The organism is Facivitalis istanbulensis (genome assembly GCF_040560405.1).
Taxonomy (GTDB): domain Bacteria; phylum Pseudomonadota; class Alphaproteobacteria; order Sphingomonadales; family Sphingomonadaceae; genus Sphingomonas; species Sphingomonas istanbulensis.
Map to the genome: position 1 here is coordinate 40,520 of NZ_JAVSCQ010000029.1, position 10,551 is coordinate 51,070.

General features: G+C 63.0%; 8 protein-coding genes. All 8 read left to right on the forward strand.

Annotation, left to right across the window (positions count from 1 at the left end; genetic code table 11):
• Positions 1-118 precede the first annotated feature (118 nt).
• The 8 genes from RN629_RS14755 (at position 119) to RN629_RS14790 (ending at position 10,307) form a co-directional block, all read left to right on the forward strand.
• Positions 119-910, forward strand: a complete 792-nt coding sequence (locus tag RN629_RS14755; protein WP_407035900.1) for a sigma-70 family RNA polymerase sigma factor — start codon at positions 119-121, stop codon at positions 908-910.
• Complete coding sequence (locus tag RN629_RS14760) at positions 825-1,847, forward strand: FecR family protein (protein ID WP_407035901.1); 1,023 nt, start codon at positions 825-827, stop codon at positions 1,845-1,847. The genes RN629_RS14755 and RN629_RS14760 overlap by 86 nt, the downstream gene beginning before the upstream one ends.
• Before the next feature lie 129 nt (positions 1,848-1,976).
• The gene (locus RN629_RS14765; RefSeq protein WP_407035902.1) at positions 1,977-5,333 is read left to right on the forward strand and encodes a TonB-dependent receptor domain-containing protein; all 3,357 of its coding nucleotides are present in this window, start codon (positions 1,977-1,979) and stop codon (positions 5,331-5,333) included.
• A 92-nt stretch (positions 5,334-5,425) separates the two neighbouring features.
• Positions 5,426-5,926, forward strand: a complete 501-nt coding sequence (locus RN629_RS14770) for a hypothetical protein (protein WP_407035903.1) — start codon at positions 5,426-5,428, stop codon at positions 5,924-5,926.
• Positions 5,927-6,003: 77 nt separating this feature from the next.
• Positions 6,004-6,474 (forward strand): hypothetical protein, encoded by a 471-nt coding sequence (locus RN629_RS14775; protein WP_407035904.1) that lies wholly within the window; start codon positions 6,004-6,006, stop codon positions 6,472-6,474.
• 25 nt (positions 6,475-6,499) lie between these two features.
• On the forward strand, positions 6,500-8,131 hold the full coding sequence (locus RN629_RS14780) for an alkaline phosphatase D family protein (protein ID WP_407035905.1): 1,632 nt from the start codon (positions 6,500-6,502) through the stop codon (positions 8,129-8,131).
• Between the two features lie 29 nt (positions 8,132-8,160).
• A complete protein-coding gene (locus tag RN629_RS14785) occupies positions 8,161-9,705 on the forward strand; it encodes an amidase family protein (protein ID WP_407035906.1) in 1,545 nt (514 codons plus the stop codon).
• Between the two features lie 176 nt (positions 9,706-9,881).
• Positions 9,882-10,307, forward strand: coding sequence for a hypothetical protein (locus tag RN629_RS14790; protein WP_407035907.1), 426 nt, complete (start codon positions 9,882-9,884; stop codon positions 10,305-10,307).
• Positions 10,308-10,551 lie beyond the last annotated feature (244 nt).

Consider the following 10,551-nt stretch of genomic DNA (forward strand, 5'->3'; position numbering starts at 1 on the left):
GCGGATCGGCGACCGCGTCTCCACGATCGGGCCGATGCCGCGTGGAAACCTCCAACGCCACTGCTGGACCGCCGTCGCCGATCGCTTTGCCATCTGATTTATCGTTTTCACCGACGGCTTGCGCCCTGCGCGGGCGAGGTCAATCCGAGTCACCACCGATCCGGTTGCAACTCCACTTCCCCGAACATCCGTCCCGATTCTGTCACTACTGTCCATTAAGCGGACACGAGACACGCTCGATTGGTCCGCTCCAATGCCATTGCGCCAACGCCCCCAGTTGCCCCCGTCCCAACGGCGGCCGCTGACCGAAAAGGTCAGCCTCGAACGCGCGCGCTGGTTCGATCATCATATCCTGCCGCATGAAGCGAGCCTCTGTTCGTGGCTCCGTCGGCGCCGCCTCGATCCGCACGAAATCGACGACATCGTGCAGGAAACCTATGCAATTCTCGCCTCACGGGAACGGCTCGACGATCTGCTTCATCCCAAAGCCTATCTGTTCAAGATCGCGCGCTCGCTGGTCCTGCGCGATCTGAAGCGCGCGCGCATCGTGCCGTTCGAATCGATCGAGGACATGGAGGTCTTCGAACCCGTCGATCCCTTTTCGCCCGAGCGAATCTCCATCGCCCGCGACGAATTGAGACGGCTGGCGGCCGCGATCCAGGCGATGCCGGCCAAGGTACGCGCCGTCTTCGTCATGCGGCGGGTCGAGGGCCTGTCACAGCGCGAAATCGCCAAGCGCATGGACATTTCAGAGAGTACGGTCGAGAAACATATCGGCAAGGGACTGACCTTGGTGATCGAGCGTTTCGCCCACCATGGTGGAAATGACGTGGCCGATTCTCCTAGGAGAGGGAAGCTGGGAAGAATTGGACTTGGTGCAAGACCGCGAGACTCCGCAGACAATCAATGAGGTGGCGGCCGGCTGGGCTGTTCGCATGGATCGAGGCCCCCTCTCCGCCGATGACGCCGAAGCGCTCGAGACATGGCTCGCGCAGGACCCCCGGCGGCTGGGCGCGTTGATGCGCGCGCGGGCGCTGTTCACCCGCACCGAAGCGGCATGGTCCCTGGCCCCCGTCTTCAACCGTCAAGCCTTCGCGCCGCCGTCGCCGCCACAGGTCACCCGGCGAGGGATGCTGATGTGGGGCACCGGCGGCGCCGTGGCGGCCAGCGTCGGCGCCGGCGTCCTCGGCTATGGCCTCACCGCGACGACCGCCTATGCCACCACCCGCGGCGAAATGCGCCAGGTGCCGCTGGAGGAAGGGTCACGGTTGACGCTCAATACGCTGTCGACCGTGCGGATCGGCACCTATGTCGGCACGCGCGACATCTGGCTGGACACGGGCGAGATACTGCTGTCGCTCGCGGGCGAGCACAAGCGCGCCTATGTCCTGCGGGTCCGCCACTGGCGCCTTCATGCCGCCTCCGCCATGGTCTTCGTCAGCAACCTGCCGGATCGCCCGCCCGAACTCACGGTGCATCGCGGCGCGATCGACGTCATCGGTCCGGGCAGCGCGCGCGGCGTGCGGCTGGAGCGGGATTGCAGGCTCGTGCTGACCCCGGCGGCCGGGCTGGAGCAGCGGATCGAGACGGTCTCGCCCGAGCAGATGTCGCGCGAACTGGCGTGGATCAACGGCCAATTGTCCTTCCACGACGAAAGCCTGGGCAGCGCGGTCGCGGCGTTCACCCGCTATAGCGAGCGGCCGATCCTGCTGCGCGATCCTGCCCTTGCGCGCGAGGCGGTGAGCGGCCTGTACGCCGCCGACGATCCCGCCGGTTTTGCCCAGGCGATCGGCACCGCGTTCGATGTCCCCGTACGAGTCGAATCGGACCGGATCGTAATCGGTTAGCCGCTCCCGCGATTTTTCCTTCCTCCACCCGGAAATTTTTCCGGAAAAATTTATGGGGGAAGACCGGCCCTGGAATCTCCAGACTGATGGGGGCCGCGACGAACGCCCCCGCTAGCAAGAGGGGGTTTCGTGACCAAGACGACGACGACTTGCCGACTTTTGGGGGGTGCTGGTGCCTTGGCCTTGATGGCCGTCGCCAGCCCGGCTTTTGCACAAGATCGCGCTTTCAACATTCCCGCCCAGCCCGCCGTCGACGCCATTCCGGCGTTTGCGCGGCAGGCCGGTATCCAGATCATCGTCCCGTCATCCAGGCTGCGTGGACGGATCGCGCCGGCGGTCCGGGGGCAGCAGGATGCGCGTCAGGCGCTGCGCCGCATGATCGCCCCGCTGGGGCTGGAAATCGCCTCCGACAATGGCGCGACCATCGTACTGCGTCCCGCCGCCCGCCGGACCGCGACGTCCGCCGCGCACCCGGGCGCGCCGGGCCGAGCGAATACGGCCTCGCGCGGAAACGACGGCAGCCTCGCCGCCGGTCAAGATACGCGGACCAGTTCGGGCAACGACATCATCGTCACCGCGCAGAAGATGTCCGAGCGCCTGATCGACGTGCCGGCGGCGGTGTCCGCGTTCACCGCACAGGATCTGTCCGACCAGAAGATCGAGGGCGGGCCGGAATTGCTGCGCGCCATTCCGAACGTCTCGTTCTCGAAGGACAATTTCTCGGGCTATAATTTCACCATTCGCGGCATCGGCACCAAGGCGATTTCCCTCACCGCCGACCCGGCCGTCGCCATCAGCTTCAATTATACGCCTCTCATTCGCAACCGATTGTTCGAGCAGGAATATTTCGACGTAGAACGGGTGGAAGTGCTGCGCGGACCGCAGGGAACCCTCTATGGCCGCAACGCGACCGCTGGCGTCGTCAACATGCTGCCGGCCAAGCCGAAGCTTGGACGATGGGAGGGGGAGGTTCAGGGCGAAGTCGGCAATTACGACACGACCCGCCTGCGCGGTTTCATCAACATCCCGATCGGCGACACCTTCTCGATCCGCGCGGCGGGCGCATGGACCAAGCGCGACGGCTATGACTACAACACGGTCACGCAAAAGAAGGTGAATGGCCGCGATCTCTATTCGACGCGGCTGTCGGCGCTCTGGGAGCCCGACCCGCGGTTGCGCTTCAGCTTCTTCTGGGAGCATTTCAACGAGAATGACGACCGGGCGCGCACCGGCAAGCAGCTCTGCACGCGTGGCGCGACGCCAAAGTCGGTCGACTATATCGATCAGAATGGCAAGGCGCAGTCTGGCCCCGTGAACGGCGCGTGGAGCATGGGCGCCTTGACGCGGGGGTGCCAGGAGAAGTCGCTTTATTCCGACTCCGCTTATGGCGTGCCGAATGGCATCGGCTCACCGCTCGTCACTGCGCTCATTCTGGCGCTACCTGGCAGTCGCGGGCCTTACGGCAGCTATCTCATTCCAATGGGACTTGACCCCTTCGCCACAGCCAATGGGGAGCAATCCCATAATCTGCGGGAAATCGCGACCTTCTATGATCCGAAATATCGGGCTCACAATGACCTCTTTCAATTCAATGCTGAATTCGACATCCAACATGATCTCCATTTCACCTCTCAGACGCTGTATTCTAAAGACTATTACAACGCTTCGCAGGATTTTTTCCGGTTTGAGGCAGCCCCTTGGTTTGTGGCCCCCGAGAAATATAAGGGAGGTCTCGTCACCGCATGGAAGCCCTATCTTGGTTCTCAGAACGGCGTTGGTACATTCAAGGATCCACAACTTGGTGAGCTGACCGTTCCGGCTGCTGTGGATCGTTCAGAAGCGCGTAGTGAGCAATGGTCGCAGGAGGTACGACTGAACTCCTCCTTCGATGGCCCAGTCAACTTCAACCTTGGAGGCAACTACTTATCCTACAAGACAACTGAAAATTACTACGTATTCAGCAATCTGTTCACAGCCGCCGCGATATCTGAAACAGCATTCTGCGACAAAAATGGCAACGGATGTACATATATTGACCCCAACCCAATCGATAAAATAAACGGTGAAGGCCACAATTATTTCAGAAGCATACAGCAACTCCATACGACATCATGGGCCACATTTGGAGAAATTTACTGGAAAGCTTCTGAAAATTTTAAGGTCACGGCAGGCCTACGCTATACCGATGATCGTAAGCAGATCACGCCTTACCCCACCCAATTGCTGAGCGACACCAAAGGCTTCAACAGCGGCACTGTCGATCGCGGATATCCGGCTGACCCCGTGGAAACCATGCAATGGCGGCGCGTGACCGGCCGGTTGGCGGTCGATTGGAAACCGCATCTGTCGTTCACCGATGAAACAGCGTTCTACGCCTCCTATTCACATGGTTACAAGGGCGGTGGCGACAACGCCAAGGGGCAGGTCGACAAACCCTGCGACGCGAAAGGCTTCCCACCGAACGGAGCCATCACGTGCGGAACTTATACCCAGCTTCCCACCACCTTCAGACCGGAAGAGGTCAACACCTTTGAGATCGGCATGAAGAACAAGATTGCCGGTGGAAAGGTTATGCTCAACCTGGCTGCGTTCTTCAACGATTACAAAGACTATCAGATCTCGCAGTTGATCAACCGTGTGATCAATACCGAGAATGTCAACGCCATTACCTATGGTGCGGAGGTCGAAGCCGCATGGGTGCCGTCGCGGCATTTCAGAATTGGCGCGACGCTAGGCTACCTCGGCACTCGGATCGGCAATGGCCAAAGCTCGATCGACGTGATGGACCGATTGCAAGGTCATAACGACTGGATGGTGGTCAATCCCTGGGCCCAGAGCCCTAACGCCTGCATCGCCCCCAAGAAGTTGATCGGCGCCTACCTCAAGGCTTCCCCATCGAAGAATGTCAACGACGCCAGCGACGGCGGCGTACTTTTCTTCTGCGAAAAGCCTCACCTATTCGGAAACCTTGGAAATCCTTTCGGTCCAGGAAATGCTTTCTATGGTTTTACATACGATGCTACAGCACCATATGACCCGAACAAGCCAGCAAATTATTACGGCGCCAATCCATCAAACTATGGAGCGCCTAATAACGGATATGGCTTTTCGGCTGATCTCAGTGGGCACCAATTGCCCAATGCACCGCATCTAACATTCAACGTCGGAGCAGAGTATAGCTTCTACTTCGATAGCGACAGGTGGAAACTTTCACTCCGTGGCGATTATTATCGCCAGTCAGCCAGTTTCGCTCGCATGTACAACACCGATTACGATCGTTTGCGGGCCTGGGGTAACGCAAATCTAGCGCTGACGCTGAGCCGGCCGAAATCAAACCTGACGTACCAGCTTTACGTCAAAAACCTGTTCGACAGCACGCCGATCACCGACGCCTTCACCGGACCGATCGAAGTCGGCAATTTTACCAACGTCTTCACGCTTGATCCGCGCATCATCGGCTTCAGCGTGAAAGTTGGTTTCAAATGAATTTTGATTTCAGGGAGGAAGTAAGTCTCATAAATAGAAACTGTTCGTGAAGTATAATTTTTCCAACTTACCCAATAGGAAGGAAACTTACCATGAACATCTTCACAAAATCTCTCATTGGCCTGACCAGCGTCGTCGCCTTTCAGACGGCAGCCGTAGCCGCGACGATCACTTCGCCGGCCGGTACGCCGGTAACGGCTTCGGGCCAACTCACCCAGGATCTGAACGGCAACCTCACCACGGTCTGCAACCTCACCTTTACTGGCACCGTGGATGCCGACCAGAAAGGCATGACTTTCACGAGCTACACCGGCACCAAGGTTGGTAGCGGACTGTTGGCTTGCGATGATGGCCTGGTGCTTCCGCTCCATGTCGAGGCCACGTCGCCGACCAGCGTAACGATCAAGGGTTTGACGGTTTCAACCCGGCTCGGTGACTGCGGCCCGGCCGACGTCGTCGGTTCGTATAGCGGCGGCGTCGCTGGCCCGCTTTATGGCTCATTGCCCGGCACGTCCGGCGTTCTGGCGGCGATTCACGGCGAGTGCCACGCCTCCGGCAGCCTGACTCTCTCGCCGGCGATCGTCATCAACTAATTTCCCCGACCACTCGGGCGATGCGGCGTTTTCGGGCGCCGCATCGCCTCTTTTTGCAAGCCATCAGGATGTCATCGATGCGTATGGGTTTTCGTATCTTGCAATTGGCCGTCGCCTTGCAGGCCGTGGTCGCACCGCTGCACGCCGCGCCGGACAAGGAGAAACCGGCGTTCAGCATCAAGACGCCGATCGAGCGGATCGCCGCCAACCCCCAGGCGCGGGCGGTGCTGGAACGCGAACTGCCCGGCTTCACCACCCATCCGCAATATGATCAGTTCAAGGCGATGAGCCTCGAGACGCTGGAGGCGATGTTCCCCGATGCGGTGCCGCATGAGCGGGTAAAGGCGGTGGACACCGCGCTGCGCGCGATCCCCCTGCCCGGCCCATCGACGCCGGATGCCATGGCCGCCACCGCGACGCCCTCCCCGCCGTCGCCGGACACCCCGCCCCCAAGCCCGAGCCAGGCCCCACCGCCAGCCCCTGTTCCGGCCGCTGTCCCAGCCCCTGCCCCGGCCGCGAGCGATCGCATGGCGGCCGGTTCCCGATAATCCTCGATCCTCCAAAGGAGGCTTTATGACGATCATTCTCGACCGGCGCGGCCTGATCCTGACCGGCAGCTTCGGCATCGGCGCGCTGGCCATGGGTGGCCTTGCCCATGCGCAGGCGCTGCTGACCGCACGGGGCTTTACCCATAATGTCGCCAGCGGCGAGCCGGGGCCGGACTCGATCCTGTTATGGACCCGCTACGTCCCCGCCCATGGCGACGACGCCCCGCTCACCGCCGAATTGTCCGAAACCCCGGACTTCGCGCGAAAGTCGGGCGGCGTGGCGATGGCGAACCGCGCCGACGATCATACCGCGCGGGTGATGGTCGGCGGCCTGAAGCCGGGCCAGACCTATTATTACCGCTTCATCGCACCGGACGGCAGCGTCTCCCCCACCGGGCGGACCAGGACGCTGCCGATCGGGCCGGTCGCGCGGTTCGGGCTGGGCGTCTTCTCCTGCGCCAACCTGCCCTTCGGCTGGTTCAACGCCTATGCCCATGCGGCGGCGCGCGACGATATCGACCTGATGGTCCATCTCGGCGACTATATCTACGAATATCAACGCGGCTATTATCCGGGCGCGGACAAGGCCGTCGCCGGGCGCATCATCGAACCGGCGGGCGAGGCGATCCGGCTCGCCGATTATCGGCTGCGCTACGCCAGCTACCGCGCCGATCCCGATTTGCAGCGGCTGCACCAGATGTTCCCGATGATCGCCCAGCATGACGATCACGAGACGGCGAACGACGCCTGGGCGCATGGCGCGGAAAACCACCAGCCCGGTGAAGGCGATTACGAGGAGCGCAAGCGCGCGTCGATGAAGGCATGGCACGAATGGCTGCCCGTGTCGGACCGGCCCTGGTCGAGCTTTGAAGTCGGCGATCTCGCGACGATCTTCCGCCCGGAGACCCGGCTGACCGCGCGCAGCGTGCGGCTCGATCCGGCCGAGGCGATCGGCACCGGTGGCGATCCGGTGGCCAGGCTCAGGGCGCTGCGCGACGGCCCGCTGGCCGACCCACGGCGGACAATGATGGGCGCTACGCAGGAACAGTGGCTGTATGACGGCTTCGCCCGTTCCCGAAAGCGCGGCGCGAAATGGCAGGTGCTGGCGCAGGAAGTGGTGATGGGCCAAACGCGGCTGCCCGAATTGCCGGCCGGCTTTACCGACAACCTCAAGCTGCCGCCCGACCAGGCAGCCTTTCTCAGCGTGATCTCGGCCGCCGGCAAGGCCGGTATCGCCCCCGACCTCGACGACTGGGACGGTTTTCCGGCAGCGCGGACTCGCCTGCTCGACGCCGCGCAGGCGGTGGAGGCGGATCTGGTCGTGCTGTCGGGCGACAGCCACAATGCCTGGGCGTTCGACCTCGCCTCACACGGCAAGCCCGCCGGCGTCGAGTTCGGCGGCCACAGCATCACCTCGCCGGGGTTGGAGGCGTATCTGACGATGCCGCCTCCGATGATCGCCCAGTTCATCATGGGGGCCAGCCCCGAACTGAAATGGGCCGACACCAGCAATCGCGGCTATATGGCGATCCAGCTCACACCCGACAGGGTGACCGGCGAATGGGTGTTCATGGACACCATCCTGACGCACTCCCTCGCGACCCGGCCCGGCCGGACGATGACGGTGGAGCGCGGGCGCAACATCTTGAGCGTGTGATCTTCGCATCAAACACAAGGAACCCGATCATGCCTCGCGACGATCCCGCCATGCCCGCGAACACGCGCCGCCATTTCCTGCAACAGGCCGGCGCAGTCGGTATCGGCGCGCTGATGCCCGCCAGTCTGGCGCAGGCCATCGCGCCCGATACAGTGCACGCCTTCGCCGAATATGATGCGACCGGCCTGGCCGAGGCGATCCGCGCTCGCAAGCTCAGCCCGGTCGAGGCGCTCGACGCCGCGATCGCGCGGGCGCAGGCCGTGCTGCCCGAGATCAACTGCTTCAGCCAGCAGTTATACGACCGCGCCCGCAAGCAGGCGCTGGCGACCAGGAACTTCTCGCCGCCGTTCGCGGGCGTGCCGGTCCTGATGAAGGACGAGGAGGCTATCGCCGGCACCCCGATCCATTTCGGCTCGCGGCTCGACAAGGTCACGCCGGTCGCCCGACAGGACGGCCCGATGGCCGCGGCGATCGGGCGGGCCGGGTTCACCATCTTCGCGCGCACGACGATGAGCGAGTTCGGCGCGCTGCCCACGACCGAGACGCTTGCCTATGGGATCACCCACAATCCCTGGTCGCTCGATCATACGCCGGGCGGATCGTCGGGCGGATCGGCGGCGGCGGTGTCCGCCGGGATCGTGCCGATCGCGCATGCCGCCGACGGCGCCGGATCGATCCGCATCCCGGCCAGCAATTGCGGGCTGGTCGGCCTCAAGCCGTCGCGCGGGCGGGTGCCGGATGCCCCGGGGCGTCTCGCGCACCTCAACCTGACCGAGCCGCTGTGCCTGTCCCGCACGGTGCGCGACACCGCCAATTTCCTCGCCGCGGTCGAGATCGGGCGGAACGGACCCTATCCGCCGGTGGGTCGCGTCACCGGTCCATCGACCCGGCGGCTGCGGGTCGGGCTGCTGATCAACGGCCTGGGCGGTGCGCTGCCCGATACCGAGACGCTGCGCGCCCTCGATGCCGCCGACAAGCTGCTGAACGGCCTCGGCCATCAGGTTCACGAGGTGAAGTGGCCGTTCGACACCAGAGCGTTCCTGTCGGACTTCACGTTGATCTACGCACTCGAAGGTGCCCAGCTCAAGAAAGACCTGCTCACCCTGACGGGCCTCGACGCCCAGCGTCTCGCGGCATTGATCGAGCCGGCCTCGGTGGCGATCGGCATGATGGGCGACATGATACCGCCTGCCAGCGCGGAGCAGGCGCTCGGACGGGTGGATGGCTATGCGAAAGCCTATTTCAGCGCCTTCGACACGGTCGACCTGCTCATGTCGCCGGTCCTGTTGAAGCCACCGGTCAAGATCGGCGAGATCAACGGCACCTTGCCCCTCGCAACGCTGTCCCAACGGCTGAACGGCTATGCCGACTTCACGATGGTGCAGAATGCGTGCGGCGGACCGGCGATCAGCCTGCCGCTCTATCGGACGCCCGGCGGCCTGCCGATCGGCATCCAGTTCGCCAGCCGCCTCGGCGACGAACGCACCCTGCTCGAACTCGCATTCGAATTGGAACAGGCTTCCGCCTGGGCCAGGCACCGCCCTCCGGTCTGGGCACCAGCGCGTGTCACATAGAAGGGGTAAAGCATCGGGTTCCTGCAGGACGGATGATCTGAGCGTTCGGCAGGTGGACGCCGCTTGAACCGGGTCTGGTTGAACGAAGTCCGGACCAAACCCGCCGGATCCTGTCGGCCGGACATGGCGAGGACAGTCGCGCGATGCCGTTATTCCTTTGCGCATTGGCCGCCCCCGTGACCGATGATCGGTCGCCCGGCCCGGTGCCCCCGTCTGTGAGCTACGGGCAGACGGCACGGAACGGGTCTGCCCCAGAATCCCATGCCGCCGACATTCTGGTGACCGGACGGCGCGGTGCGGCCGATATGCCGCCCGAAACGGAACTGCCGCCGAACGAAATCGACGCGCTGGGCGCCTATGACATCGGCGAGGTGCTTTACCGCGTTGCCCAGACAAAGGCGCTGGGCAGTGACCCCGTCGTCATCGTCAACGGCCAGAGCGTCGCCGATCCCAGCGTGTTTTCCCGCTTCCCACCGGATGCCCTGGTGCGCGTCGAAATACTGCCGCGAGAGGCTGGCGCGCAATATGGCGGCGATCCGGCACGCCGGGTAATCAACATCGTCCTGCAAAGACATTTCAAAAGCCGCGATGGCCAAATCTAAGCGAAAGCGCCCACGGCCGGCGGCATGTCGAACCTGGCCGGAGATCTTCGTCAGGGTGCCATCTCGAACAACAACACCACGCAATTCGGTGCGCAGGCATCGCGGCAATCCGCCTTGCTAGGGTCAGGACCCATTGATGTGAGCGCCGTGATCTGATTCAGGCTCCGCAAGGAGACCGATATGAGCGACCTGTTTTGGCTGACGGACGATCAGATGAAGCGGCTTCGGCCGTTCTTTCCCAAGA